The organism is Streptosporangium sp. NPDC023615, from assembly GCF_040640155.1.
GTDB lineage: Bacteria > Actinomycetota > Actinomycetes > Streptosporangiales > Streptosporangiaceae > Streptosporangium.
In genome coordinates this window covers 159,853-183,717 of the sequence record NZ_JBFABE010000004.1, presented here as the reverse complement: position 1 = coordinate 183,717, position 23,865 = coordinate 159,853, and the positions used below count along the sequence as shown (strand labels likewise).

The 23,865-nt window shown below is 72.5% G+C and carries 21 protein-coding genes; 9 read left to right on the top strand and 12 right to left on the bottom strand.

What is annotated here, in order from left to right; all coding sequences use genetic code 11:
• The first annotated feature begins 114 nt into the window (after nucleotides 1-114).
• Nucleotides 115-3,387 (top strand): BTAD domain-containing putative transcriptional regulator, encoded by a 3,273-nt coding sequence (locus AB0G16_RS05025; protein WP_362798738.1) that lies wholly within the window; start codon nucleotides 115-117, stop codon nucleotides 3,385-3,387.
• 416 nt (nucleotides 3,388-3,803) lie between these two features.
• On the opposite strand, the gene AB0G16_RS05020 is transcribed toward AB0G16_RS05025, so the two are convergent.
• Complete coding sequence (locus tag AB0G16_RS05020; protein WP_362798736.1) at nucleotides 3,804-5,255, bottom strand: methyltransferase; 1,452 nt, start codon at nucleotides 5,253-5,255, stop codon at nucleotides 3,804-3,806.
• A 139-nt stretch (nucleotides 5,256-5,394) separates the two neighbouring features.
• Between AB0G16_RS05020 and AB0G16_RS05015 the strand changes: the two genes are divergently transcribed.
• The gene (locus AB0G16_RS05015; protein ID WP_362798733.1) at nucleotides 5,395-5,727 is read left to right on the top strand and encodes a hypothetical protein; all 333 of its coding nucleotides are present in this window, start codon (nucleotides 5,395-5,397) and stop codon (nucleotides 5,725-5,727) included.
• A 28-nt stretch (nucleotides 5,728-5,755) separates the two neighbouring features.
• Here the strand turns inward: AB0G16_RS05015 and AB0G16_RS05010 are convergent, their stop codons facing one another.
• Nucleotides 5,756-6,352, bottom strand: a complete 597-nt coding sequence (locus AB0G16_RS05010; protein WP_362798730.1) for a TetR/AcrR family transcriptional regulator — start codon at nucleotides 6,350-6,352, stop codon at nucleotides 5,756-5,758.
• Nucleotides 6,353-6,473: 121 nt separating this feature from the next.
• A complete protein-coding gene (locus AB0G16_RS05005; protein WP_362798727.1) occupies nucleotides 6,474-7,019 on the bottom strand; it encodes a GNAT family N-acetyltransferase in 546 nt (181 codons plus the stop codon).
• A 64-nt stretch (nucleotides 7,020-7,083) separates the two neighbouring features.
• Between AB0G16_RS05005 and AB0G16_RS05000 the strand changes: the two genes are divergently transcribed.
• Nucleotides 7,084-7,824 carry a helix-turn-helix domain-containing protein gene (locus AB0G16_RS05000; protein ID WP_362798724.1) on the top strand — a complete coding sequence of 247 codons (741 nt, stop codon included), beginning with the start codon at nucleotides 7,084-7,086 and terminating at the stop codon, nucleotides 7,822-7,824.
• On the opposite strand, the gene AB0G16_RS04995 is transcribed toward AB0G16_RS05000, so the two are convergent.
• Complete coding sequence (locus tag AB0G16_RS04995; RefSeq protein WP_362798721.1) at nucleotides 7,748-8,332, bottom strand: VC0807 family protein; 585 nt, start codon at nucleotides 8,330-8,332, stop codon at nucleotides 7,748-7,750. The two genes, AB0G16_RS05000 and AB0G16_RS04995, sit on opposite strands and share 77 nt — an antisense overlap.
• Before the next feature lie 298 nt (nucleotides 8,333-8,630).
• On the opposite strand from AB0G16_RS04995, the gene AB0G16_RS04990 reads away from it, so the two are divergent.
• Together AB0G16_RS04990 and AB0G16_RS04985 are read left to right on the top strand one after the other, a co-directional pair.
• Nucleotides 8,631-9,497 (top strand): SURF1 family protein, encoded by an 867-nt coding sequence (locus AB0G16_RS04990; protein WP_362798718.1) that lies wholly within the window; start codon nucleotides 8,631-8,633, stop codon nucleotides 9,495-9,497.
• 117 nt (nucleotides 9,498-9,614) lie between these two features.
• Nucleotides 9,615-9,896 carry a hypothetical protein gene (locus tag AB0G16_RS04985; RefSeq protein WP_362798716.1) on the top strand — a complete coding sequence of 94 codons (282 nt, stop codon included), beginning with the start codon at nucleotides 9,615-9,617 and terminating at the stop codon, nucleotides 9,894-9,896.
• 25 nt (nucleotides 9,897-9,921) lie between these two features.
• Here the strand turns inward: AB0G16_RS04985 and AB0G16_RS04980 are convergent, their stop codons facing one another.
• Nucleotides 9,922-10,617, bottom strand: a complete 696-nt coding sequence (locus AB0G16_RS04980) for a hypothetical protein (protein WP_362798713.1) — start codon at nucleotides 10,615-10,617, stop codon at nucleotides 9,922-9,924.
• Nucleotides 10,618-10,663: 46 nt separating this feature from the next.
• On the opposite strand from AB0G16_RS04980, the gene AB0G16_RS04975 reads away from it, so the two are divergent.
• Both AB0G16_RS04975 and AB0G16_RS04970 read left to right on the top strand, forming a co-directional pair.
• A complete protein-coding gene (locus AB0G16_RS04975; RefSeq protein WP_362798710.1) occupies nucleotides 10,664-11,404 on the top strand; it encodes a tyrosine-protein phosphatase in 741 nt (246 codons plus the stop codon).
• A 178-nt stretch (nucleotides 11,405-11,582) separates the two neighbouring features.
• A complete protein-coding gene (locus tag AB0G16_RS04970) occupies nucleotides 11,583-12,779 on the top strand; it encodes an amidohydrolase family protein (protein ID WP_362798707.1) in 1,197 nt (398 codons plus the stop codon).
• On the opposite strand, the gene AB0G16_RS04965 is transcribed toward AB0G16_RS04970, so the two are convergent.
• The 3 genes from AB0G16_RS04965 to AB0G16_RS04955 form a co-directional block, all read right to left on the bottom strand.
• Nucleotides 12,760-13,110: a YkvA family protein gene (locus AB0G16_RS04965; protein WP_362798704.1), complete on the bottom strand. Its 351-nt coding sequence runs from the start codon at nucleotides 13,108-13,110 to the stop codon at nucleotides 12,760-12,762. The two genes, AB0G16_RS04970 and AB0G16_RS04965, sit on opposite strands and share 20 nt — an antisense overlap.
• A gap of 206 nt (nucleotides 13,111-13,316) precedes the next feature.
• A complete protein-coding gene (locus AB0G16_RS04960) occupies nucleotides 13,317-14,732 on the bottom strand; it encodes an amidase (protein WP_362798966.1) in 1,416 nt (471 codons plus the stop codon).
• Between the two features lie 13 nt (nucleotides 14,733-14,745).
• Nucleotides 14,746-15,714 (bottom strand): LLM class F420-dependent oxidoreductase, encoded by a 969-nt coding sequence (locus AB0G16_RS04955; RefSeq protein ID WP_362798701.1) that lies wholly within the window; start codon nucleotides 15,712-15,714, stop codon nucleotides 14,746-14,748.
• Nucleotides 15,715-17,208: 1,494 nt separating this feature from the next.
• On the opposite strand from AB0G16_RS04955, the gene AB0G16_RS04950 reads away from it, so the two are divergent.
• On the top strand, nucleotides 17,209-17,331 hold the full coding sequence (locus AB0G16_RS04950; RefSeq protein WP_362798698.1) for a hypothetical protein: 123 nt from the start codon (nucleotides 17,209-17,211) through the stop codon (nucleotides 17,329-17,331).
• A 285-nt stretch (nucleotides 17,332-17,616) separates the two neighbouring features.
• On the opposite strand, the gene AB0G16_RS04945 is transcribed toward AB0G16_RS04950, so the two are convergent.
• The gene (locus tag AB0G16_RS04945) at nucleotides 17,617-18,384 is read right to left on the bottom strand and encodes a hypothetical protein (RefSeq protein ID WP_362798695.1); all 768 of its coding nucleotides are present in this window, start codon (nucleotides 18,382-18,384) and stop codon (nucleotides 17,617-17,619) included.
• Nucleotides 18,385-18,697: 313 nt separating this feature from the next.
• Nucleotides 18,698-19,372 carry a TetR family transcriptional regulator gene (locus tag AB0G16_RS04940; RefSeq protein WP_362798692.1) on the bottom strand — a complete coding sequence of 225 codons (675 nt, stop codon included), beginning with the start codon at nucleotides 19,370-19,372 and terminating at the stop codon, nucleotides 18,698-18,700.
• Between the two features lie 1,345 nt (nucleotides 19,373-20,717).
• On the opposite strand from AB0G16_RS04940, the gene AB0G16_RS04935 reads away from it, so the two are divergent.
• Nucleotides 20,718-21,368: a hypothetical protein gene (locus AB0G16_RS04935; RefSeq protein WP_362798689.1), complete on the top strand. Its 651-nt coding sequence runs from the start codon at nucleotides 20,718-20,720 to the stop codon at nucleotides 21,366-21,368.
• A gap of 73 nt (nucleotides 21,369-21,441) precedes the next feature.
• On the opposite strand, the gene AB0G16_RS04930 is transcribed toward AB0G16_RS04935, so the two are convergent.
• Nucleotides 21,442-22,509 carry an aspartate-semialdehyde dehydrogenase gene (locus tag AB0G16_RS04930; protein WP_362798686.1) on the bottom strand — a complete coding sequence of 356 codons (1,068 nt, stop codon included), beginning with the start codon at nucleotides 22,507-22,509 and terminating at the stop codon, nucleotides 21,442-21,444.
• Entirely contained in the window at nucleotides 22,506-23,780 is a 1,275-nt protein-coding gene (locus AB0G16_RS04925) for an aspartate kinase (RefSeq protein WP_362798683.1), read from the bottom strand. The genes AB0G16_RS04930 and AB0G16_RS04925 overlap by 4 nt, the downstream gene beginning before the upstream one ends.
• Nucleotides 23,781-23,865: the final 85 nt, after the last annotated feature.

Sequence of the window (23,865 nt, the reverse complement as noted above, 5' to 3'; positions counted from 1 at the left end):
GGATCAACAAGGAATCAACGCACCTGTGAACATGCACGCCTTCGCCTATGTGGTAAGCAGGGAAGGACATATTATTTGTCAACAAAACTTTCCGGTGGGGTGGAGATTCAGGTAATGGCTGTTCAGGACGGCGAGGACGGGCTGCGATTCGCCGTCCTGGGTCCCGTCCGCGCCTGGCGTGGGGGGTCGGAACTCGATCTGGGCACACCCCTGCAACGCTCCATTCTGGCGATGCTGCTGCTCAGGGAGAGCCGGGCGGTGACCCCGGCCGAGATGATCGACGCGATCTGGGGGGAGGACGCCCCGCCCCGGGCGCTCGGCGCGCTGCGCACCTACGTCTCCCGGCTGCGTTCGGTGCTGGAGCCCGGCCGGTCCCCGCGCACCCGCCCCGAGCTGCTGACCTCCGTCGGCAGGGGGTACGCGCTGCAACTGGACGCCGGCACCCTCGACCTGACCCTGTTCGAGCGCGGCGTCTCCGAGGCCGAGACCGCGCGCCGCGCGGGTGACCTGGCCGGGGCCACCCGGAGCCTGCGCGCGAGCCTGGCGCTCTGCACCGGCGAGCCGCTGGCCGGTGCCGTCGGCCCCTACGCCGAGCACCAGCGCGGCCGGCTCGCCGAGCGCCGCATGAACGTGCTCGAGGTCCTGATGGAGCTCGACCTGGAGCTGGGCAGGCACGCCGACGTCATGTCCGAGCTGGTCGCCCTGGTCGGGGACCACCCGCTGCGCGAGCGGCTCCGCGCCCAGTTGATGCTGGCCTACTACCGCTGCGGGCGCAGGGCGGAGGCGCTGTCGGCCTTCGCCGACACCCGCGCGACCCTGATCGAGGAGCTGGGCATCGAGCCCGGCCCCGACCTGACGAGCATGCACCGGCGCATCCTCGCCGACGACCCGTCCCTCATGCCCGCCCACACCGCCCGGCCGGCGCCCGTCGCCCGTTCCGGTCCGGCGGACCGCACGGGCGACGTCCCAGGGCCGGGCACGGCCGGTGACCCCGGAGCGGGAACGACGAAGGCGCGGAACGCCCTCGACGGCCAGGGCGGGCGTCTCCCGGCGGCGACGGAGGGGCGGGCCGCGGTGGAGGGCGACCGGCCGGCACCGGAGCCGAGGGCCGCGCAGGCGATCGCGGAACTGCCGCGCCCGGCGCAACTGCCCGCCGCCGCGAGCGACTTCACCGGCCGCCGCCAGATCATCGCCCGGCTCCGTACCCTGCTGTCGGACCGGAACGGCTCCGAGGGCGTGCCGGTGGCGGCCATCTCCGGCATCGGCGGTGTGGGCAAGACGGCCCTGGCCGTGCACGTCGCCCACGCCATGCACGACCTTTTCCCCGACGGGCAGCTGTACGCCGACCTGCGCGGGTACGGCGAGGAGCCTGCCGCTCCCGAGTCGGTGCTGGCGGCCTTCCTGCGCGGCCTCGGCCTGCCCGGCGACGCCCTCCCCGACGGTCTCGCCGAACGGTCGGCGCTGTTCCGCTCGCTGCTGGCCGACCGCCGGATGCTGGTGCTGCTGGACAACGCCCGCGACGCGGCCCAGGTGAGCCAGCTCCTGCCCGGCTCGACCGGTTGCGCGGCGATCGTGACCAGCCGCGGCAAGCTCGCCGACCTGGCCTCGGCCCGGCTGGTCGACCTGGACGTCATGGAGCCGGAGGAGGCCCTCGCGCTGTTCGGCACCGTCGCCGGCACGGAGCGCGTGGAGGCGGAGCGCGGCTCGGCCATGGACGTGGTCGCCGCCTGCGGTTTCCTGCCGCTCGCGGTGCGGATCGTGGCCGCCCGGCTGGCCTCCCGGCCGTCCTGGACCGTCGCCTCGCTGGTGGCCCGGCTGGCCGACGAGCGCCGCCGCCTGGACGAGATGCGCGTGGGCGACCTGGCGGTGGAGGCGACCTTCGCCCTCGGGTACGGCCAGCTCGGCCCCGCCCAGGCCCGCGCGTTCCGGCTGCTCTCCCTGCCCGGCGGGCCGGACATCTCGGTCCTGGCCGCGTCCGCGCTGCTCGACCTGGACCCGATGGACACCGAGGACATCCTGGAGTCCCTGGTGGACGCCAGCCTGCTGGAGGCGCCCACCCCCGGCCGCTACCGCTTCCACGACCTGCTCAAGCTCTTCGCCCGCCGTACCGCGGAACGGGTCGCCGACGCCGAGGAGGAGAGCTGCGCCGCCGGCGAGGTGGAGCACGGGGGGCGGCGCGGCTCCGAGGTGAGCGTGACCATCGGCGGCGAGGGCGAGAGGGCCCTGCGCGCGCTGCTGGAGTTCTACCTGGCCTCCGCGCGCTCGGCGCACCGCCTGGCCTACGAGGGCAGCACCGTCGCCGACCGGCTCGCCGTCACCGGGACCGGCCACGTCTTCGCCTCCGTCGACGAGGCCGTGTCCTGGCTGGCCGTGGAGGCGGAGTCGCTGTTCGCCTCGATCGCCAAGGCGACCTGCGCGGACGAGCCCGGCGAGTTGCTGGGAGGGGCCGACCTGCTGCTGGCCATGGAGCCGCTGCTGGAGTCGGGCAGCCACGCCCGCGAGTTCGAGAACCGGGCCCGGGAGATGCTGGCCGTCGCGCGGCGCCTCGGCGCCGTCGCCGCCGAGCTGCGCTGCCGCTACGTGCTGGGACGCGTGCTGTTCGGCGCCAACCGGCTGGCCGAGGCCGAGGAGGAGTTCCGGATCTCGCTGGACCTGTCGGCCTCGGGCGACCGCATCGTGGCCGGCGAGGCGCTCAACGCGCTGGCCGTCGTGGCCGGGCGCATGCGACGGCACGTCGAGGCCCTGACCTGGTTCGACGCGGCGCGCGCGGAGTTCCGCCAGACCGGCGCCCGGGGCGGGGAGGCCCTGACCCTCAGCTACTCCGCCCGTGACCACCTCTTCCTCGGCCAGCCCGAGGAGGCGATCGCCGCGGCGGAACGGGGACTGGCGCTGTTCATCGAGATGGGCTCCAACGCGGGCACCGCCAGGGCCCGCTACCACCTGGGAATGATCCTGTCGCGGGTCGGCCGGCTCAACGAGGCGGTCCATCACCACGCCGAGTGCCTCTCGTTCTTCCGCGCCAGCGACCAGCGGGTCTGGGAGCAGCGGGTCTGCTCCCGGCTGGCCGAGACGTTCATCCACGCGGGCCGCTTCGCCGACGCGACCCGCTACGCCGAGCAGGCGCTGTCCGTGAGCCGGGAGATCGGCCATCCGTACGGCGAGGCCCAGGCCCTATGGGTGCTCGGCAAGGCCCTCGGCGGCCTCGGTGACGCCGGGCGGGGCCGCGGCTGCCTGGAGAGGGCCCACCACCTGTTCACCAGGCTCGGGGCCCCCGAGGCCGAGGACCTGCGTCTCCTGCTGGAGCGCGACCGCGCCGAGCAGGACGGCGCAGGGGGCCGGGCCGGTGATCGGATCGGGGACCGGGTAGGGGACCGGGCCGGGGACTGAGTCGGCAACCGGGTCGGCGGCCCGGTCACCGGCCGGGTCCGCGGCCGGGCCGGTGACGACGATGTCGGCAGCGTCTGCGGCGGCGATCGGGCCGGGCGCTGATCCCAGGTCGTCGTACAGCTCCTCGTCGAGACGTGTCATCCGGACGTGGTTGATCAACTGCCATCCCCTCGACATGGGCCGCGGTCCCCGGTGAGCGTGGATGCCCGGCCGCTCGCTCAGAGCTCGGGCGACGTGTAGGGGGCCCGGGTTGTCCGGTACGTCGCCCGCGGCTCGGCCGCCTTACTGGAACGACCGGCCGGACGTGACACGGACCCTTCACCCCCGGGTCCGTGCCCCACGACCGACACCCTCCCTCACCGCGTTTGACATCCGATTGACAGGCGTTAGCCGAGATATCCACAGCCTGTGGACGATCACCCTGTGGATATGTGGAAAAACCCCTCCGCGATCAGCGGGCGGAGCGCCGTCGGAGCCTTGGAGCGCAGGTCAGAGGGGTCCTCCCCGGTGAGCTCGGCGATCGCGGCGAGCAGCGGGCCCAGTGGATAGTCGCCGTCGCAGACGCCCGCGAGAGCGGCTTCGACGGTCCCCACCCGCGCGCCGCGGCCCAGCCCCGTCGTCTGCCGCAGCACGATCCGCGCCGGGTCCTCGGCGCCGGGCGGGCCGATCCGCTCCTCCACCACCCCGTCGGCGACCACGAGCCGGGCGTCCAGCAGCTCGGCGTCGGTCAGCCGGTGGGCGGTGGCGATCGCCTCCAGTACCCGGTCCACGTACCCGCCGACCGGTAGCTCCACCGGCAGGCCGTACTCCTCCACCCGGACGACCGGGTCGAGGCTCCCGGAGGCGTGCAGGGTGATCCAGCCGAAGCCGATCCCGGCGACGTCCTCGGCCTCGAACCAGCCGAGCCAGTCGTCGTAGAGCTCCCGGTAACGCGCGGTGCCCTGCTCGGCGGCGTCCCGCAGCCACAGCTCGACGTACTCGGCGGGGTCCTGTACGTCGCGCTGGACCACCCAGCCGTCGCAGCCGGTCCCGGTGAGCCAGCCGCCCACCCGGTCGCGCCAGTCCTCGCCGGCGACGTGCAGCCAGTTGGCCAGCAGATGGCAGGTCCCGCCGGGGGCGAGGTGGCGGGGCGCCCCGCGCACCAGCTCGCGGCAGAAGTCGTCGGCGCGCAGGCCCGACTCGCGGTAGGTGAACCGCCCCGCGGGAGAGATCACGAACGGCGGGTTGGAGACCACCAGGTCGAAAAGCTCGCCCTCCACCGGCTCGAACAGGGAACCCCGCCGGGCGTCCACCCCGTCGATCCCGGAGAGCGCCCAGCCGAGACGGGCCAGTTTCAGGGCGCGCGGGTTGACGTCGGTGGCCGTGATCGCCTCAGCCCTGCCGTTCAGGTGCAGGACCTGCACCCCGCATCCGGTGCCGAGGTCCAGGGCGCGCCCGGCCGGACGGCGGGAGGCGAGCTGGGCCAGGTTCGCCGAGGCGCCGCCCGCGCCCACGACGTGGTCCGGGCGCAGGGCCGGATCGCCCGGCCTGACCTTGCGGTCGGAGACGAGGTAGCCGCCGGTCTCCCAGGGCTGCAGGTGCACCGTGGAGGTGACCCGGCCGTCCGCGACCCGGACCAGGCCCGCCGCGGCCAGCTCGTCCGCCTTCGGGCCCGCCGGCATCGCGCGCTCGTCGACGGCGACGCCGAGCCACCACAGCCGGATCAGGGTTCCCAGCGGGTCGTCCTCGGCGGTGGCCCGCAGGGCGGGGACGGTCTCCTCGCGTGAGAGCGCGGTGGCGGCGACGTCGCCGAGACGCGCCCGGACGCCGTCGATGGTGTAGCCGGTCTCGAGCAGGACTTCACCGAGCCGGATCGGCAGATCGTTCACCGGGCAATCCTCGCACCGGGCGGGTGCGGAGACCCCGGTGACCGGATCGTCACCTACACGGACAAGCGTTCTGCAAGCGCGGTTCAAGCGCCGGGCGGTAGTCCTGTATGACCGCACCACCCGCTCCAAAGGATCCGTGATGCTGATCCCCTGCCTCGCCTGCGAGTCCCGGTTCCGGCCCGACGAGTATTTTCGCGCCTGTCACGACTACCACCGCGGCAAGGACGTGGTCGCCTGGACCTGCCCGCGCTGCGGCAACCAGGACGAGCTGCGGGTCTTCACCGGGGAGCTGGGGTTCGGCTACGCGCGGCACGGCGGATTCGACGTCTCCGACCGGGTACGCGTCCCCGGCCTTCGGCGGCGGCGCGAGGACCTGCGACTGGACATCTCCCTGGACCACGAGGTGTGGCGGGTTCCGACGCGGGCGCACCGGTTCGCCGACGCCCGGCACCGGCTCGTGGGCGCGCACTGATCGGCCCCGGGAACGTCCCCGGGGAGGGTCAGGGGGCCTGCTGGCGCAGACTCTGCCAGGCCGCCTCGCACAGGCCCGCGATCTCCTCGGCGGTGGGCTGGTGCGCCCCGGCGAACCACAGGCGGCACATCTCCGTCGCCGGCCCCAGCCAGAGCACGTAACACATCGTCGGATGGACCGGCTGGAGCAGCCCGTCCTTCATGTGCGGACGCCACCAGTCGGCGACCTTCCTGAAGAACGCCCTGCGCGACTCCGAGACCTCGCTGCCCCCGGGCTCCTCGCGCCGGGGCGGCCGCTCGCTGATCAGCAGGTGGGCCCGCTCGCGGTTCTCGCCGCACCAGGACATGTGCAGCGCGACGATGGCCTCGATGCCCTCCCTGGCGCCCTCGTGGCTCCGGAGCTCGGCGAGGAAGGCGTCCTGGTACAGGTTCAGGGTCTCGGCGTACAGGACGCCGAAGACGTGTTCCTTGCTGGCGAAGTGGTGGTAGAAGCTGCCGACGCTGACGCCGCTCTCCTCGCGGAGGCTGGCGAGCGTGGTGGCCGAGACCCCGTCCTGGCTGAATCGGCGGAGGGCACCCTCGACGATCCTGGTGCGGCCGTCGCGGCCGTTCTTGGCGGTCTTCACGTTCCAATGGTGGGGCAACAGAACCTTGTTCCGCAAACTCTCCGGGAAACGGTCCGGGCCGCGTCGATCCTACCGGCGGGGTGTCGTGCTCCGCACCCGCCCGCGTTCGGTCCGGGTCCCTTCAGCCGGGGATCCCGGCGGTCACCTCCACCGTGCCCGAGGAGGCGCGCATGGCCGCGTCCGGCCAGATCTTGCGGATCATCGCCAGCACCGTGCGGTTGTCCCCGAGGACGTCCATCCCCACCGTCGTGGCCCCCCTGTCCGCGGCACGGCGTATCAGCGCGCGGGCGAGGCGGGAGCCGAGCCCCATCCCCTGCCACTCGTCGCTCACCACCACGGCGATCTCGATGTCGGTCTCCTGTCCCCGGTAGCTCATCGCGTGGCCGACGAGCAGGTCCCCGTGCACGGCGAGCAGCGCGTCGCGCCGCTCGTCCACCGCGATGAGCGCGTCGACGAACCTCGCGGTGGGACGGTGCATCTCGGTGAAGAACCGCCGCATCCGCGTACGCGGGGACAGGCCCTCCAGGAAGCGGACGATCCGCTCCTCGTCCCCGGGCCGCGCGGCCCGGATCTCCACGGCCGCGCCCGGCACCGTCGTCACAGGTCCGGGCGGCACCGGGTCGCCGCCGGGGGCGAGACACGACGACACCTGCTGGGTTCGCATCATGGACTCAGATTCCCGTGAAGGTCTGGGTATGTCAAGTAGACTTAGCAACGTTGGAGGTGGCGCCATGGCGACCTACGATGCGCACATGAGCGAGGCGAGACCCGGCAACCTGCCCCTGAGGATGCAGAACTGCTCGATCGAACGCACCCTGGGCGTCGTCGGGGAGAAATGGACGTTCCTGGTGCTGCGCGAGGCGTTCGGCGGGGTGCGGCGCTTCGACGACATGCAGGTCGCCACCGGAGCCCCTCGTCAGGTGCTCAGCGCCCGGCTGTCCCGGCTGGTGGAGGAGGGGCTGCTGCGCAAGGTCCCCTACCGCGAGCCCGGCCAGCGCCGGCGCGACGAGTACCGGCTGACCAGGATGGGCCTGGACCTGTATCCGATCATGGTGGCCCTGATGCACTGGGGCGACCGCTACCTCAGCGGCGACGACGGCCCCCCGGTGCTCATCACCCACCGCGACTGCGGCGCCCCGGTCGAGCAGCACTTCCGCTGCGCCGAGGGACACGAGATCTCCGGCCCCCAGGAGGTCACCCCGCTGGCCGGTCCCGGGCTACGCCCCCTTCCGGTCCCCGGGGCCGGGCCCGGCACGACCACGGCGGGCGCGTCCACCGGGACCACGTTCACGGCGACCGCGTCCACCGCGTCCACCACGTCCGGCGCGTCCACCACGTCCGGCGCGTCCACCACGTCCGGCGCGCGCACGCCCGGAGCGACCGCCTCCGGGGAGGTCAGGCCCTCTCCGGCTCCGCATCCGCCGTCAGCGGTGCCCGCGCCTCCAGCCTCCGCAGGCAGTGCCGGAAGCTGAGGACCGAGACGAGCGCCGCGCCGCCGAGGAGCACCGCGACCGCCGAGGTGCGCACCAGCAGGTAGGTCTGCAGGCTCTGGCTGAGCAGCAACCACAGGCTCAGCACCGCGTTGAGCAACTGCGCGCACCCCCACAGCACCGACTGCCACACGAAGAAGCGCCGCATCCGCGGGTGCTCGGTCACGTGGTCGGGAAGCGGTACGAGGTCGGCCACCACCCGCCGGATCAACGGCCGCCGCAGCGGCGCGGTGAGCAGGAAGCCCATGCTCACGCAGAAGACCCCGAGACAGGGCTGCAGGAAGAACACGATGGGATTGCCGGTCGCCACGGTCAGCGCCACCCTCACGGTGATCGTGCCCGCGGCCAGCAGCAGCGTGCCCGGCGCCTCGTCGCCCCTGACCAGCCGCCAGGCGACCCCGCCGTACACCCAGGCCGCCGCCACGCCGAGCGCGACGCCGGGGCCGGTGAAGAGCAGCGCGACGTAGAAGACGAGAACGGGAAGGATCATGCTCTCGAACACCCTGGGAGCGGCATGCCGCAGCAGGGGGCCGATACGGGGAAGGACGAGCGGAGTCACGGGGGCGGACATGAGCACGGACATCAGGGGCGGACTCCGGAGGTGATGGAACGTCCCGGGGGAGATCTCACCCGACCGTATGTGATGTCCGGAGTGTCCGGCGAGTCTTTCCACGACATCAGACGATCCAGCGATTCCGGGCACACTACTACGCCCTACGGCACACCCGGCCGCCCCAAAGGCGCATGCGGAGGACAGGGCGGTGTCCGCGGTGCCTACCCTTGGGTGCGTGTACCGGTTCCTGCTGACTCCCCGATGGCTGGCTCTCCACGTGGTGGTGCTGCTGGTCATCCCCGCTTTCCTGCTCCTGGGCCAGTGGCAGTTCGGGCGCTTCGAGGAACGGTCCGCGAGCAGTGACCAGGTCACCACCAACCTCGCCGCCCCCCCTGTCCCCGTACGGGAGCTGACCTCCCCGGGCGGCACCGTCTCCCCCCGGGACCGCCACCGCGCCGTCACGGCCGCGGGAACGTACGACACGGGTGCGTCGCTCCTGGTCAGGCGGCGTACCCAGGACAGGATGGTCGGCTTCTACGTGCTGACCCCGCTGACCCTCGCGGACGGCACGGGCGTGCTGGTGAACCGGGGCTGGATCAAGGCGGGCGCCACGGCCGACTCCGTCCCCCCGGTGCCGCCGCCGCCCTCGGGTGAGGTGAATGTCACCGGCAGGTTACGTCTCTCCGAGACCGAGGAGAGCTCGGGCATCCGCGATCGGGCGGGCCTGCCCGCGGGCCAGGTGCTGCTGATCGACACCGCGGCCATCGGCCGCCGGCTGCCGTACCGGCTTCTGGGCGGGTACGTCGAGCTGACCGAGGAGTCGCCGGCGGCGGCCTCCGCGCCCGCGCCGGTCCCGGCACCGGACGTCGGAGGGGGAGGCGGGCTGAACCTGGCCTACAGCGTGCAGTGGTGGCTGTTCATCGGGATCGCGGTCGGCGGCTGGGCGATGCTGATCCGCAGGGAGGCCGCCGACCGCAGGGCGGCGGCCGCGTCGGCCTCCCCGACCGGCCCCGATCCCGGCCTCGATCCCGGCTCCGGTCCCGGCCACCCCGATCCTGCCCCCGACCCCGGCTCCGTGTCCGAGAGATCCCCTGTCCGATAGAAGTCCATCACCTCGGGAAAGCCCTTTCCGATGTAACGGTCCAGCCTCTTGCGGGTTAAGTGAATCCTCCATTCAATGAGTGGATCAACGATGGCCGAACCGCAGGGAGGTCTTCCCGTGAGAATCCGTGTGCGCGTGCTGGCGGTGGGAGTGGTCGCGACGGCCGCACTGGCGCTCACCGGCGGTGTGGCGTCCGCCGCACCGGCCGGCCGGACCGTCGCAGGCACGACCGCGAAGGCGATGGACTACTGGCAGTACCACGGCCACTACGGGACCCGTGACGAGTGCGTCGCCGTGGCCGCGGAGTACCTGTGGCCCCACAACCCCGGCGGGGCGGACGACTACCGGTGCCAGGCCAAGAGCGGCGGCTGGGACCTCTGGCTGATCTTCGCGACCTGATCGCGGCCGTCGCCACGCCGGACGATCACGCGTTGACCATCCCCACGCCGAACAGGATCGCCACCGCGATCGCGAACCCCCTCGTCCCGTCGATCCTCTCCGGTGCGGGCAGCACCTCGTGCGGCCCCCGCCACAGCGGGCGCGGCTCCAGCAGGACGTACAGCAGCGAGCCGCCGACGAGGAACATCCAGAACCAGGCCCAGCGGCTGGCGTGACGCGGGTCCGGCCGGGCGAGCATGAGCAGCCAGGTCAGCACCTCGGCGGCCACCGCCACCGGGGCGAAGGGCTCCCACCAGCGCGCGTAGGCGGGCGAGCCGACCAGGGCGCCGGCACCCCTGAACCCCTCGGTGCGCACGATCTCCACCGAGGGGTCGGCTGCGGCGCGCACCTGGGCCAGGAACGCCTCCTGGCGCTGCCGCAGGGCCTCGCGGTCCAGACGGGTGGTCCGGGGGTCCCAGACGTCGTCGGGCTGGTCGAAGCGCGCCTGGGTCCAGGAGAGCGGCCCGTGGGACCACGTCAGCGTCCCGTAGGCGGGCCAGTCGCGGTCGTAGACCACCCGGTCCACCCCGCCCGCCCGCAGGTCCGCGATGAGCTCCCCGGCCGGACGCAGGGGGGGAGCCTGGTTCAGGTGCACGACCACCGTGGAGAGGACGAGCACGAAGAGCAGCACCAGGCGCACCCCGAAGGGGATCTCCTCCCGTGCCGGAACCACCACGCGCATCCGCCGCCCCCGTCCCCGATACCCGCCGTTGAATAGGTTAGGGGGCGTGACCCGGCATATCGAGTTCGCGCGACTGCACAACTTCCGTGACGTGGGCGGTTACCTGACGGACGAGGGGCTCCAGGTGCGCTGGCGGCGGCTGTACCGGTCGGCCTCGCTGCACCTGCTCTCCGGCGAGGACCTCGACCGCTTCGAGGCGCTCGGCGTGCGTACCGTGATCGACCTGCGCCATCCCGAGGAGATCGATCGCCGTGGCCGCGCGCCGCACGGCCCGCGCTATCACAACCTCTCGGTCGAGCACCGCTTCTGGAACGTCCGGGACGACTACAGTCCCGAGGCCGGGGTCGCCAGGTTCTTCGCCGACCGCTACCTGGAGGTGTCCCGGGACGGGTGGGCCGAGCTCGCCGCCGCGCTCACGGTGATCGCCGACGCGGGCAACGCTCCCGTGGTGGTGCACTGCGCCGCGGGCAAGGACCGCACGGGGGTGCTCGTCGCGCTGGTCCTGCGGCTGCTGGGGGTGCCCGAGGAGGACGTGGTCACCGACTACGCGCTGACCGGGCTGGCCCGATCCCGCCAGGTCGCGTACTGGGAGAGGGAGCACCCGGGCGAGCCGCTGCCCTGGGAGGGGTACGGCGAGGCTCCCGCCGAGGCCATGCGCCTGTTCCTGGCGGAGCTGGGACCGGTGCGGGACTACTGCGCCCGGACCCTCGGAGTAAATGAAAGTGTCATGGCCGCCCTTAAAAGTCATCTTCTGGAAAATCCTGATATTCAGCGGTTCTCTGGGTAGGCGCGGACCAGGGCCCGCCACAGGCAGCACCCTCCGGTGGGCCCGCCCCCGAGGCTGCCGCCCTCCCCCTGCGGCGGTCTCGGGGTATGCCCGCCGGGTCTCGCGCGATGGACAGAGATACCAAGCGGAGACCTTGCCAGCTTGATGAGTGTTATTCGAGCGTCATACGGTTGACCGCGTGACTACGCCGCTGCTCCCCGACCCCGAGCCCAGGCGGCGGGACTATGTGATCATCTCAGCCGACGACCACCTGATCGAGCCGCCCGACATGTTCGACGACCGGCTGCCCGAGAAGTACGCCGAGCTCGCCCCCAAGGTGGTCGAGACCGACTCCGGCCACCAGGTCTGGCGCTACGGCGGGGTCACCTATCCCTGTGCCGGGCTCGACGTGGGCGCCGGCCTGCCCCGCGAGCAGTGGACGCTGGACCCGGTCCGGTTCGAGCACATGCGTCCCGGCTGCCATGACGTCGAGGCCCGGATCGAGGACATGGACCGCGCCGGCGTCTGGGCCGCGCTCTGCTTTCCCGGCATGCTCGCCGGGCAGGCCGGCATGGTCTTCGCCAAGACCCGCGACCAGGAGCTGGGCCTGTCGGTCATGCGCGCGTGGAACGACTGGCACGTGGACGTCTGGGCGGGCACCTACCCGGAGCGGATCATCGCCCTGCAGCTTCCCTGGCTGACCGACCCGGAGGTCGCCGCCAAGGAGATCAGGGACAACGCGGCACGCGGGTTCAAGGCGGTGCTCTTCCCGGAGTTCCCCACCCGGCTTCGCCTGCCGTCCATCCACGGCGACCACTGGGACCCGTTCTTCCAGGCCTGCGAGGAGACCGGCACCGTGGTCTGCCTGCACGCCGGCGCCGGTTCCTGGGCACCGGTCCCGTCACCGGACACCCCGATCGAGGCGATCACCACGCTGATGCCGACGAGCGCGATGTTCGCCTGCGCCGACTGGCTCTGGTCGGGCATCCCGCTGCGCTTCCCCGCCCTGCGGATCCTCATCGTCGAGGGGGGCGTGGGCTGGCTGCCGATGCTCGCGGAACGGGCCGACTACGCGCTCGACCACCCGGTCGCGGGCGAGGCCTCGTGGGAGGGCGGGCTCAAGCCCAGCGAGGTCCTGCGCAGGAACTTCTTCTTCGGCACGCTCAACGACCACGCGCTGTCCGGCGTACGGCTCGCCGTCGGGCTGGAGCACGTGCTGCTGGAGAGCGGCTACCCGCACTCCGACTCCACCTGGCCCGACACCCAGCAGGCCGTCGCGACGAACCTGGGCAGCCTGCCGCCCGCCGACATCGCCCGGGTGGCCTACGGCAACGCCGCCCGCCTGTTCGGCCACCCGCTGCCCTCGCGGGCCTGGCTCAGGATGGAGCAGCTGTGACCCGGCGGCCGGTCCGCTCGCGCTCCCAGTCGACGTAGCGCCCGCCCTCGCCGAGCAGGGAGCCCATCAGCCAGAGGAAGACCCCGAAGTCGTCGGCCACCCCGATGAGCAGGAAGAACTCCGGGATGACGTCCACCGGGGAGAGGATGTAGAGCACGCCCATGCCCATCATGGCCAGCTTGCCCTTGCTCATCCCCGGGTACTGCCCGTGCATCACCGCGCCGATCATCCTGGGCAGAGCCCTGAGCCGGTCGCCGAGCCCCGGGGAGCCCGGCTGCGACACACTCCGGTACGTCCGCCACGCCTGTGCCGCGCGCGCCGCCTTCACCATGGGAGCCTCCTTGGAAGCACGTTCGCCTGGCGGCGTACTACCCCGCCGTCTCACGATATAACGCGTGGTCCTCCCGGACGGTTCCCGGATCCCGCACCACCTGCCACGCTCCGGCGGGACGGTTCGCCGGGCCGATGCCGGGTGCGGGCACGCCGGGCCGACACCCGGTGCGGCTCCCGTCAGGCGGATGCCGGGTGCGGCTCCCGTCAGGCGGATGCCGGGTGCGTGAAGGGGCGTTCCGCCTCGATCTGGGCGGCCACCCGGACGAGCAGGTCCTCCCGACCGGCGGCGGCGACCAGCTGCACCCCCACGGGCAGGCCCTCCGCGGTGCGGTGCGACGGCAGCGAGATCGCGGGCTGCCCGGTCGCGTTGACCGGCGAGGTGAACGCCACCGCCCGGCTGGTACGACCCGGGACGGTGCTGACGTCGTCGGGCGGCAGCCAGCCCAGGCGGAACGGCGCCACCCCCAGCGAGGGGGTGAGCAACAGGTCGCAGGTCTCCCACCAGGCGGCCATCCGCCGCCGGAAGCCGTCGATCCAGTCGCGGGAGGCGAGGTAGTCCACCACCCCGAGCCTCCGGCCGGCCGCGCCCAGGATCCGGTTGCGCGTCTCCAGCTCGTCCAGTTCCACGGGCCTGCCGCGCCAGCGTCCGATCTCGTCCAGGTCGGCGGCCACGTGCGCGGTCACGACCGTGCCGAAGTGCCGGGCGAAGTCCCGCTCGGCGAGCGCGGGCGGCCCCCCGGGCTCGACGCGGTGACCGAGCGCCTCCAGCAGCCCGGCGGCCCCGGTGACCGCGGCCACCAGGTCCGCGTCGGGCGGGACGCTCCCGTCGGGGTGCGCGGCCAGGAAGCCGATCCGCAACCGCCCGGGGTCGGCGCCGACCTCCTCGGCGAGCGGGCGCCGCCAGGCAGGCGCGCCGTAGGGGTCGCCCGGCATCGTCCCGGCGACCACGTCGAGGGTCGCGGCGCTGTCCCTGACCGTGCGGCAGAGCAGCCCCGCGGCCGAGAAGCCGGCCCAGGGCTCGCCCGCCGACGGCCCGGAACTGACCCGGCCCCTGCTCGGCTTGAGGCCCACCAGCCCGCACATGCTCGCCGGGATGCGGATCGACCCGCCGCCGTCGCTGGCGGTGGCCACCGCGACCATGCCCGCCGCCACGGCGGCGGCGGACCCCCCGCTGGACCCCCCGCTGCTGTAGCGCGGGTCGTGGGGATTGCGGGTGGGGCCCGAGACCACCGGCTCGGTGGTGATCGCGGTGCCGAACTCCGGGGTGTTGGTCCTGCCCAGGACGACGAAGCCCGCCCGGCGCAGCTTGGCCACCGCGTGGCCGTCCCCGCGTGCCGTCATCCCCTCCAGGGTGCGTGAGCCCGCGCGGTAGGGCTCTCCGGCCATCGCCCAGCCCAGATCCTTCAGCAGCGTCGGCACTCCCGCGAAGGGGGCGCCGGGGGCGCCGGGCGCGACGTCGTCCGCCTCGGCCAGCGCCCGCTCGAACCTGCGGTGCACCACCGCGTTGACGACGCCGTCACGGGACTCGATCCGGGCGATCGCCGCCTCGGCGAGCTCCCTCGCCGAGATCTCTCCCTCCCGTACGGCGCGCGCCTGTCCGGTCGCGTCCAGCCTCAGCACCTCGTGCAACGCCTCACTCCTTCGCGGGGGCCAGGTCTCGTACGGCCTGCGCGATCGAGACCTCGCCGCCGGGGATGGGGGCGAGGACGGGGGTGTTCAGGCCGTTGCGCACATACTCCCGGATCCTGGCCCGGCAGGTGGCGGCGTCGCCGTGCACGATGAGATCGTCCACGACCTCGTCCGGGATGGCCTTGAGCGCCGCCTGGCGGTCACCGGCCGCCCAGGCCTCGTGCATCGGCCGCAGCACCTCGCCGCGTCCCAGCCAGTCGTGGAAGGCCGCGTACACCGGGACGGTCAGATAGCCGGCGAGCATCCGGCGCCCGAGCGCGCGCACCTTCTCCGCGTCCTCGCTGACGCACACGAACAGCCGGGCGATCAGCTCGGTGTCCGGGCCGATCTCGGCCCTGATCCTGGGCACGTCCTGCGGGGAGAGCCAGTTGGTGATCGCACCGTCGGCCTCCTCGGCGGCCAGGCGCAGCATCCGGGGGCGCAGCGCGGCCAGCACGATCCTCGGGGGGATCCGGGGCGCCCGCTCCAGCTTGAAGCCCTTGATCTCGAACGTCTCGTACCGCTCGGTGACCTTCTCGCCCGCCAGGGCGCTGCGCAGGAAGCGCAGGGTGTCCCTGGTCCTGGCGAAGGGCTTGACGAACTCCCCGGCGTTCCAGCGCTCCACGATGGCGGGGGAGGAGGCCCCGATCCCCAGCACGAAGCGTTCGGGGGCGAGGTCGGCGAGGGTGGCCGCGGACATGGCGAGCAGGCCGGGACCGCGGGTGGAGACCGGGACGATCGCGCTGCCGAGCCGCAGGCCGGGGGCCCATTCGGCGGCCATCGCCAGCGGCACGAAGCCGTCGACGCCGTTGACCTCGGCGGACCAGGCGTCGGTGTACCCCAGTTCGGGCAGCTCGCCGACCAGCTCCCTGGAGTCGGCCAGCGAACGGTCGTAGAAGGGAATCGTCATCCCCCAGCGTGGGCCCGTAACCATCGTGCCGCCTCCCTGTCCGTGGTCGCCGTTCCTAGAACGACGTTCTGCCGTAGCTTGTCGCACCCGTTCCGGGGGGCGTCAGCAGTGCGACCGTACCAACCGGACGGTATGACGCGCGACAGGGCCGGGGCGGACCATCCGTTTACCGTCCCATCACTGTCCGTATGATGTTAGAAACGGTACGTGATGAAGCATCGGCGGACGAACCAGCGACGAAGCCTGCTCAGCATGGCCGCTCTCGCGACCTGCGTGGCGGCCCCCCTGCTGGCCGGGGCGGCCCCCGTCTTCCCGACCTCGGCGCTCCCGGCCTCCGCCTCCCGGTCCGGAGACGGCGCGGCGCCACCCCGCCCCCAGGTCACCCGGTACGTCAGGAGGGTCCGGCATCCGGGAGAGGCCGGGCGGGCCGGGGAGCCGTTCGCGGCGTCCCCGTGGCCCGGAGGGCCGGCGCTCCCGGCCCCCGCCGCCGGCGACTCGACGAGACCGGGCACGGCGACCGGGACGAGGGGCGGGGCGAGGACCGGGGCGAGGTCGGGGGCGAAGCCCGCGACAGAGCCCGGGATGAGGCCCGGGACGAGACCCGGGACGAGGCCCGGGACGGAGCCCGGCCGGGAGCACCGGTCGCCGTGGAGGGCGGGACAGGGACCTGACCGGCGACCGGAGCACGGACCGGACCGGCGGCGGGAGCCTCGGCCGGGGCGCGGGGCGGGGCAGGGCGCGTCGACGGCGCCCGGGCGCGGGGCGGAAGCCGGTGCGGGGGTGACGGCGGCCCTTCCGGCGACGTCGCCGCGTACGGCCGGAGGATCCTCGCGCCCCGATCGCCGGACGACACCGTCGAAAGACCCCGTGAGCGGGCTCCTGAAAGGCCTGGCGGGCGCACCGGCGGCGAACGGACCGGGGCTGGGCGGCCTGATCGGAAGAGGTCGGACCGGGGCTGGGCAGGCGGGAAAGGACCCGGTCACGGGCGGACCGGTCACCAGCGGTCGGGCCGCCGGCGGACGGGTCGTGAGTGGTCGTGTCGCCGGCGGATCGGCCGACGCGGAGCCGGAACCCGAGGCCGGGAGGGGACCCGTCCTCGAGGTGGGCCTCGGCCTGAAGCCGGGCCTCGGCGTCAGACCGCGTCCCGGCTCCCTTCCGGACCCCGACCTCAAACCGGACCCCGACCTCAAACCGGACTCTGATCTCAAACCGGAGCCCGACCTCAAACCGGAAATCGGTCCGAAGCCAAAGCCCGAGCCGAAGCCGTGGCCCCCCACGGTGTCGCCGTCGCCCCCTTCCCCGTCGCCCCCTTCCCCGTCGCCCTCGCGGCCCTCCTCGCCCGAGCCGACCCCCTCCCGGCCCCGGCCGGCGCCACCCGCACCGCCGGCTCCGGTGTTCCCGCCCGCCCCGTTCCCGGTCGCTCCCGAGACTCCCGCCGCGCCTGAGCCGTCCAGGACCCGCACGCCCCGGCCGCCCGCCAGAACGCCTTCGCTGCCACCCCTGGTCCGGCAGCGGCTGGTGCTGGACCGTTACGCCACCCGACGCGAGGGCACCGACCGCACGGTGGTCCTCGTGGTCATGTTCACCGGCGTGATCTCGGTCACCGCCGTCGCCGCACTCAACGGCAGGAGCCACAGGTAGTCGTCGGGCCGGACCCGCCCGGGAGAACGTCACCCGCCGGGCGGTCCGTTCGGCCGAGCCCGCCGGGAGAGAACCTCCGGCGGGCTCCGAACCACCCGGACCACCCGGCCGCCCACCCTTCCGCAGCGGCCGGCCCTCCGAGGCGTCCGGCCCTCCGGCGCGGCCGGATCACCCGGCGTTTCCGGACCGCCACGGCACCCTCGCACCGCCCGGTGTTCCGGGGCTTCCCCGGTGTTCCGGGGTTTCCGGTGTGCCCGGGCGTCCGGCCCTTCCGGGGGTCTCCGGTCAGGGCTGGGACGGGAAACGGCCGTCGATGTGGTCGTACTCCCGCTGCGCGGCCTGGAACGCGTCGGGCCCGACGGCGCCGAGGCCGCTGAACGGGTGACTGATCAGCGTGATGAAGCACACGCCGATCACGACCACGCTCACCCGCACCAGATCGCCGATCATCGAAGACCTCGTGGGCCGTATCCCGTGCGTCCAGGGCAGGATGATCACTAACAGGCCGGAAACGATCATGGAGATCACGAAGATGCTCTCCAGGCCGGTGCTCGCGTCGTCGCCCCTGATGATCCGGGCGTGCGAGATCTCGGAGACCCTGTCGAGCGCGTTCTGCTGGAGGTTCCTGGCCTCGTCGCCGACCGGGCGGAGCCGGAGCAGCGTGGTCCGCGCGTCGGCGAGCGTCTGCCCGGGGATGGGGGACATGGTCTTTCCGGCCATGAGCGGCCAGTCGAGATCGATGCTCTGCGCGGTGTACTGCCGTATCTGGCTCCTGACGGGCGCGGCCTCGGGGACGGGCGCCACGGCCCAGTACATCTCGGTGAGGCTCTCGGCCTCGGCCTGGACGTCCACCTCCGTGACCGAGAGGTTGTCCCGGCACAGGACGGCCGCGTAGGCCAGCACCAGCAGATAGACGGCGAGGGCGATGTTGGCGGAGAAGTCCACCGACGACGAGCCGTGGGCGCCCTCCTCCCGTCCCTTTCTCCTCAGAACACGGAACGCGATCAGCGTGATCGCGACGGACAACACCACCAGCACGGCTACCCAGCCCATGGGACTCCTTTGAACCCGTCATCGAACCGACCACTCAGGGTAATCAGTTGGATACGGATATTCCTGGAGTTCTCCCAGGAAACATCGGGAAACCCGGAGGACGCTGCGGCCCTCGGTACCTGCGCCGCGTCCGGAACGGTGCCCCAGGGACGAGAACTCCGCGCGCGTGGCGCTCGTCCGGGCCCGTCCGAAGCCGGCCGGTGTCGAGGGCGCGAGGTCTCCGGGGGCGCGGCCTCCGGGCGCGCGGCCTCCGGGCGCGCGGCTCCACGAGACGGCCCGAGCCGGGAATCCCTCCCTTCAGGGAGGGGAGCGGTCAATCGCGAAGTTCGTGGACCCCCGCGATGAAGTCACGCGCGACACCGCGCAGGCCGGGCAGGTGCGAGAGCCCGACCAGGCGGTCGACCAGCGGCACGGTGAGCTCTATGAAGCGGTACGTCCGCCGGCATCCCTCCGAATGGTCGTGCACCCAGAACAGCACGACGCCCATCGACATGAGCCAGAGCAGCTCGGGCAACTCGGCCCTGAGCTCGGCGTCGATACGGTCGGAGGAGCCCTCCACGACCCGCCGGTAGATCCCGATCGAGGCGTCCCGGGAGGGCGAGGACTCGGCGCTGAACGGATTGAGCGGGTTGCCCGGCTCGGCGGCGTGCTTGAAGAACTTCACCGCGAACTCGTGGTACGGCTCCGACACCCGCACCCACTCCCGCAGCACCCCTTCCAGCCGCGCGGCGAACCGGCGCTCGGTGGCCAGGAGCTTCTCGCACGCGGCCTCGTGCTCGGTCTGCGCCCGGTCGTAGTACGACTGGACCAGGATCTCCTTGGAGGCGAAGTAGTAGTAGGCGTTGCCCACGGACACTCCGGCCTCGGCGGCGATGGCCCGCATCGTGGTCGCCTCGTACCCGCGCTCGCGAAAGAGCCGCAGGGCCGTCTCCACGATGACCTCACGGGTCCTGTCTGATCCACGGGTTCTCGGGGTCGGCTCGGTCATAGGGCACTTGTCACCTGTCGATCAAAGCTGGGAGACGGGCTCGGCTGATCTCTCCCTGGGACGAACCCTAGGTCATCCGTCCTGTGCCACCCGGGAGAAGCCCTTGTGAACGACCCTAAGCGCGCCACATCGACCCCGCCACTGATATCGGTGATTGCCGTCAATCCCCCGTACCTTCCGCCCCACGCCGGTAACGCGCCACAGCTCCGAGCCCCGGCTCAGCCGGCCCCGGGATCCGCCCGGACCGCCGGGCACCGGGACCGCCCTTCACTTCTACCGCTCCGCGCCCGGATATGGGGCGGCGCGCTCGGAGCCGCCGGGAGCGCGTGCCGTCCGGTGGACACGAGCGTGCCGGGCATCGCACCGTCTACGGTCCCATCAGGTCATCAACCCGCACGATGATCGCCATTACCGGGCAAAATTCGCGCTTCGGGAGGGATCATCCGGCTTCGGAAGTGGGATTGATCCATTTGGTGGAAGGGCTCCCGCGACAAGGGATACATAAATGGGGATACGTCCCTGTAGACGGCGGGCTACCCGGTTCATCACGGGAACAGTGCTCGCTCTGCAGATAGCCTTCATCGCGTCGACCCCCGACGCGGACGCGGAGAGCCGGTACGGACCGGGCACCACCATGCCCCGAGGCCGCCCGGCCGTGCCCGTCACGACGGGCACCGGCGGGCCGGTGGCCATCGCGCCGTACGCGGCCTTCCCGCGGAAGGCCACCCGGCACCGGCTATCGGAACTGTACCTCCAGGCGGCCGCCCCGCACGAAGGACAGCGGGGAGCGACCGCGTCCCTCCTCGCGGCCCCCCGGACACCGGCACGAAACCGCCGGGCCCGGCCGGGCGGGCCGGGTGAACCGGACCGGCCGGGTGAACCGAACGGGCGGAACAAACCGCACAGACCGGAAACGTCGGGAGAGTCCGGAGCCTCGGCCACGGCGGACGGGACCGGAGGCGGCGGGACCGCACCGCGTACGCGCACCGGGACACCGGAGTCCTCGTCGCCGGAGCGGAAGGTCGCCCCGGCCGCGAAGACCGTACCGCCCGGACGGACGGCTCCGGACACCACCTCGCGTGAACGCAAGCCCCCTGCCGCCCCGGCGGGCGAACGCACGACGACCACCGCCGCACCGCACGGACGGACGGCCACCGCCACGACCGCGACACGTACGCGGGCGGCCCCCGCGGTGTCACGTACGCGGACGGCCCCCGCGGTCCGGAAGGGCGGGACGGCGGAACAGGGCGTGGCCCGTGCCCCCGGAACCGCTCCCGCGGCGGCCCGGCAGGCCGAGGTGCCCCGGGTCCCGAGGGGCGGATCGGCGGCGGCCCCGCCTCCCGCGGTGAGGGAACGGACGCCCTCCACCGCCGGAGAGGCCGTTGCGAAGACGGCCGGGAAAGCCGTTGCGAAGACGGCCGAAAAGGTCACCGGAGAAGCCGCCGGGAAGGCGGCCGGGAAGACCGCCGGGAGAACGACCGGCAAGACCGTCGGGAAGGTCGCGGGGGGGACGGCCGCTGAGGTCGCGGGGAAGACGGCAGGGAAGGCCGCCGAGGCTCAGCCCTCCCAGGCGCGGCAGGCCCTCCGGCAGGGGCCCCTGCGGCTCCAGCAGGTCGACGCCGAGCGGCTTCTGCGCGAGGCCGGCCTGCGCGTGACCTCCTCCGGCGGGTGTTCGAACCGCCAGGGACGCACCTGCACCTCTTTGCAGGCGGTGCGGAGCGGCACCATCTCCAGCGCCATCGATCTGAAGCGCCGTAGCGGCTGCCGCCTGGTGGTCACCGGCGGTACCGAGGTGGGACACGCCCCGGGGCCCTACAGCCACTTCGCCGGCTACAAGCTCGACATCAAACCCAACCGGTGCATCAACCGGTACATCACCAAGAACCACCCGTCACAGGGGGTCCGGGGCGACCGGGCCCGCCTGTACGGGGCCGATGGAACGTCAGGACCTCTCTACGCCCGCGAGGCGGACCACTGGGACATCCTCTTCCGCTGACCCGTGAGAAGTGCCCGGCCCGTGCGGAGCCGGCCCCTGCGGCGGCACCGGGTGCCGCCGCACGGGCCGAGGGTCACGCGAACTCGGCCGCGACCAGCTCGGCGATCTCCGCCGCGTTCAGGGCGGCGCCCTTGCGGAGGTTGTCGCCGCAGACGAACAGGTCGAGCGTGTTGGGGAAGTCGAGCGCCTGGCGGATCCGGCCCACGTAGGTGGGGTCGGTCCCGACCACGTCCGCCGGGGTCGGGAAGACGCCGTTCGCCGGGTCGTCCATCACGACCACGGTCGGGGCGGCCTCCAGGATCCGGTGGGCGTCGGCCACCGTGACCTCGCGCTCGAAGGTCGCGTGCACGGCCAGCGAGTGGGTGGTGATCACGGGGACCCGGACGCAGGTCGCCGAGACCTTCAGGTCGTCGATCCCGAGGATCTTCCGCGACTCGTTGCGGAGCTTGAGCTCCTCCGACGCCCAGCCGTCGTCCTTGAGCGAGCCCGCCCACGGCACCACGTTGAACGCCACCGGCGCCGGGAAGGGCGACTCGCCGTCCCCCAGCCTGTTCTGCAGGGCCTTGCGCACGTCCCCGGCGCTCTGCCCGATCGTCCGGTCGCCCGCCAGGGCCTCGACCTCGTCGTAGAGACGGGCCGAGCCGGCCACGCCGGCGCCGGAGACCGCCTGGTAGGAGGCGACGACCAGCGCGTTCAGGCCGTACACCTCGTGCAGGGCGCCCATCGCGGCCATCATCGACAGGGTCGTGCAGTTGGGGGTGGAGATGATGCCCAGGGGCCGCGTCCGGGCCGCCTCCGGGTTGACCTCCGGCACCACCAGGGGGACCTCGGGATTCATCCGGAACGTGCCGGACTTGTCGATGACGACGGCGCCGCGACCCGCGGCGATCGGCACCCACGTCGCGGAGACCTCGTCCGGCACGTCGAAGATCGCGATGTCGACGCCGTCGAAGACCTCGGGGGTCAGCTCCTGGACGACGACGTCCTCGCCGCGCACCGGCAGGACCTTGCCGGCCGAGCGGGCGGACGCGACGAGCCTGATCTCGCCGTACACGTCGTCGCGGCCGGAGATGATGTCGCGCATCACGGTGCCGACGGCGCCGGTGGCGCCGATCAGAGCGAGGGTCGGCTTACGGCTCATCGCCCGGTACCTCCGTAGATAACGGCTTCCACCTGGTCGGCGTCGAGGTCGAACGCGCGGTGCGCGGCGCTGACCGCCGTGTCCACCTCGTCCTGCCCGACGATCACCGAGATGCGGATCTCCGAGGTGGAGATCATCTCGATGTTCACCCCCGCGTCGGCGAGGGCCGCGAAGAACGTCGCGGTGACGCCGGGGTGCGAGCGCATGCCCGCGCCGATCAGCGAGACCTTGCCGATCTGGTCGTCGAAGAGCAGCGACTCGAAGCCGATGCGCTCCTGGATCTTCTTCAGCGCGGTGAGCGCGGCCGAGCCGTCGCTGGTGGGCAGCGTGAAGGAGATGTCCGTACGGCCGGTCGTGGCCGCCGACACGTTCTGCACGATCATGTCGATGTTGATCTCGGCGTCGGCGAGCGTTTTGAAGATCGTCGCAGCCTCACCGACCTTGTCGGGCACCCCGACAACAGTGATCTTGGCCTCGCTCCGGTCGTGCGCGACGCCGGAGATGATCGGCTGCTCCATCTCTTTTCCTTCGCTGTCGGGGTCGGAGACGACCCACGTGCCTTCCTTGGTGCTGAACGAGCTTCTGACGTGGATCGGCAGGCCGAACCGGCGGGCGTACTCGACGCAGCGCAGGTGGAGGATCTTCGCCCCGCAGGCCGCCATCTCCATCATCTCGTCGTAGGAGATGCGGGGGATCTTACGGGCGGCCGGGACGATGCGCGGGTCGGCGGTGAAGACGCCGTCCACGTCGGTGTAGATCTCGCACACGTCGGCGTCCAGGGCGGCGGCCAGCGCGACCGCGGTGGTGTCCGAGCCGCCCCGGCCGAGGGTGGTGATGTCCTTGGTGTCCTGGGAGACGCCCTGGAACCCGGCCACGATGGCGATCTGGCCGTTGTCGAGCGCCCCCCGGATCCGGCCGGGCGTCACGTCGATGATGCGCGCGCGGCCGTGCGAGGAGTCGGTGATCACGCCGGCCTGGGACCCGGTGAAGGAACGGGCCTCCTGGCCGAGGTTGGCGATCGCCATCGCCAGCAGGGCCATCGAGATGCGCTCTCCCGAGGTGAGCAGCATGTCGAGCTCGCGGCCCGGGGGCAGCGGTGAGACCTGCTGGGCGAGGTCGAGCAGTTCGTCCGTGGTGTCGCCCATGGCAGAGACGATCACCACGACGTCGTTGCCGGCTTTTTTCGTCGCGACGATCCGCTGCGCGACCCGCTTGATGCAGGACGCGTCGGCGACGGACGAACCACCGTACTTCTGAACGACGAGCGCCACGAGATGTCTCCGAAGCAATCTAGGGCTGTGGAGCTCACAGTCTACTGGCGCCCTACCGGGGGGCCCGTGATTTAGCCCAGCATGT

Bases quoted from the DNA above. Each gene is read 5' to 3' on its own strand.
- AB0G16_RS05005 (WP_362798727.1), bottom strand. From the start codon at position 7,019: ATGATGCGAACCCAGCAGGTGTCGTCGTGTCTCGCCCCCGGCGGCGAC.
- AB0G16_RS04940 (WP_362798692.1), bottom strand. From the start codon at position 19,372: ATGACCGAGCCGACCCCGAGAACCCGTGGATCAGACAGGACCCGTGAG.
- AB0G16_RS05000 (WP_362798724.1), top strand. From the start codon at position 7,084: ATGGCGACCTACGATGCGCACATGAGCGAGGCGAGACCCGGCAACCTG.
- AB0G16_RS04965 (WP_362798704.1), bottom strand. From the start codon at position 13,110: ATGGTGAAGGCGGCGCGCGCGGCACAGGCGTGGCGGACGTACCGGAGT.
- AB0G16_RS04930 (WP_362798686.1), bottom strand. From the start codon at position 22,509: ATGAGCCGTAAGCCGACCCTCGCTCTGATCGGCGCCACCGGCGCCGTC.
- AB0G16_RS04995 (WP_362798721.1), bottom strand. From the start codon at position 8,332: ATGATCCTTCCCGTTCTCGTCTTCTACGTCGCGCTGCTCTTCACCGGC.
- AB0G16_RS04980 (WP_362798713.1), bottom strand. From the start codon at position 10,617: ATGCGCGTGGTGGTTCCGGCACGGGAGGAGATCCCCTTCGGGGTGCGC.
- AB0G16_RS04955 (WP_362798701.1), bottom strand. From the start codon at position 15,714: ATGGTTACGGGCCCACGCTGGGGGATGACGATTCCCTTCTACGACCGT.
- AB0G16_RS04945 (WP_362798695.1), bottom strand. From the start codon at position 18,384: ATGGGCTGGGTAGCCGTGCTGGTGGTGTTGTCCGTCGCGATCACGCTG.
- AB0G16_RS05015 (WP_362798733.1), top strand. From the start codon at position 5,395: ATGCTGATCCCCTGCCTCGCCTGCGAGTCCCGGTTCCGGCCCGACGAG.
- AB0G16_RS05025 (WP_362798738.1), top strand. From the start codon at position 115: ATGGCTGTTCAGGACGGCGAGGACGGGCTGCGATTCGCCGTCCTGGGT.